General features: G+C 50.2%; 1 protein-coding gene. It reads right to left on the bottom strand.

All coding sequences use genetic code 11. The features are described from left to right. Positions 1–19 precede the first annotated feature (19 nt). On the bottom strand, positions 20–1,279 hold the full coding sequence (locus AABW11_RS19955) for a hypothetical protein (RefSeq protein ID WP_340107093.1): 1,260 nt from the start codon (positions 1,277–1,279) through the stop codon (positions 20–22). Between the last annotated feature and the right edge of the window lie 190 nt (positions 1,280–1,469).

The raw sequence follows: 1,469 nt of genomic DNA, 5'->3' as shown, positions 1-1,469 counted from the left end.
GAGAAGTTACCCCGTTATTTTAGGTGAATCCGATGCCTAATTGGTTGGGATCAAGCCCTTCGGTTGGCGAGGTGGGAATTTTGCCCGGAGAGCGCCTGAATATGGCACTTATACCGTCACTCATGGCATAATATTTAAAATCGGGCACCCCAAACACCCGTTTGGCCGCTTTCAAGATATACCCACTCATGATACTGAGTTTGGCCGATGTATCGAGTTTTACGGCCATAAAATAAAAAACTGCCAACAACAGTCCCATCATATTACGCAGTCGCGAGTAGCTCAGCACCCGGATGTTTTCCACATCATAGCACTGCTTGACAAACCGAATGGTCTGCTCAATGCCCCATCGCTTAATGTAACTGCGCAGCACCGTCCACAACACGGTTCGATTACGCCGAAGCGGCTGGGTGGTCAACAGCATCATTGGTTTCTCCCCGTACCCATTAACCACCAGCATCCACAGGGGCTGCTCGTGGCCCGGCAGGCGTACCCGGAGATATCCAAAGGTAAGGTCGTAGGTGATCTCCCTTCCATCTTTCTTTTTAACAATGGTTTGGCTGTAAGGCGTCTTGCAGCCACGGGCCAGCTCCAGAGCCTCTCGTTTGGCCCCCTTGTGGAGCAGGTGACGATCCCCAACCAGGCGAATAATAAATTCTTTGGGATCTTGCTTGTCCAGCAACCGGTCAAATAACACGTTGCGGTCTCCGCCGCGGTCGATTACCCAGATGCCCCGCCCATCCCCGGCGGCATGTACACGGTCTATGGCCGCCAGAATCTGGGTATTTTCGCTTTTAAAATCCGGTGCCTTCTGCGAGTACAGCTCTTGGTAGAGCGGCAGCACGCGCGTGGAGTCCAGATCGGCACCGACCACATGGGTGGTCCAATACCCGTTGGTCAGCTCCCCATCAGCGCTGCCATCGCGCACGGTGGCCAAATACTCCATCTTTTTGGCATACGTCTTGGCGATATCGCTCAAATCCAGGATTAACAGCATATCCTCACCGATGCGGGGACCCGCATCGGCTAACACCTGGCGGTGGATACAATCCCACAGCTTGGGTTTTTGCAGTTGTCGGCAGAAGCGTTCTTCAATCTTTTTTAGGCTGACTGTGCTCTGAAGGGTTCGCCCGATCTCGGTCAGCAGGACCGATTGGCTGCACAGCATGCCATAGACGGCCTCCCTCACAAAACGTTGGGCTGTTTTATCCAGTCCACTGGACACATACCCCGAAAATTGGTTAATTTTCCTGCGAAGTTTGCCGGCAAGTTTACTCATTAGCATAAGTGTGTGGTCTTTAAATGGAAAGTTTTCATCGACTTACCAAAGATCGCCACTTATGCTTTCTTTTTACAGGGAGTACCCCCATTTTTCTAAAAAAAAGAGCATTTCCACTTCTTAAAATTAATAACTTATTGTTTTATATGTACTTGAGTGGGTTTAATTTAGAATAATGGGGTAACTTCTC

It is taken from the genome of Rhodohalobacter sp. 8-1 (assembly GCF_038150125.1).
Lineage (GTDB): Bacteria > Bacteroidota > Rhodothermia > Balneolales > Balneolaceae > SW132.
Note: the sequence above shows the minus strand (reverse complement) of the source record. Positions and strands in the feature narration are given on the sequence as shown.

Coding starts and splice junctions, on each gene's coding strand:
- AABW11_RS19955 (WP_340107093.1), bottom strand. CDS start 1,279: ATGAGTAAACTTGCCGGCAAACTTCGCAGGAAAATTAACCAATTTTCG.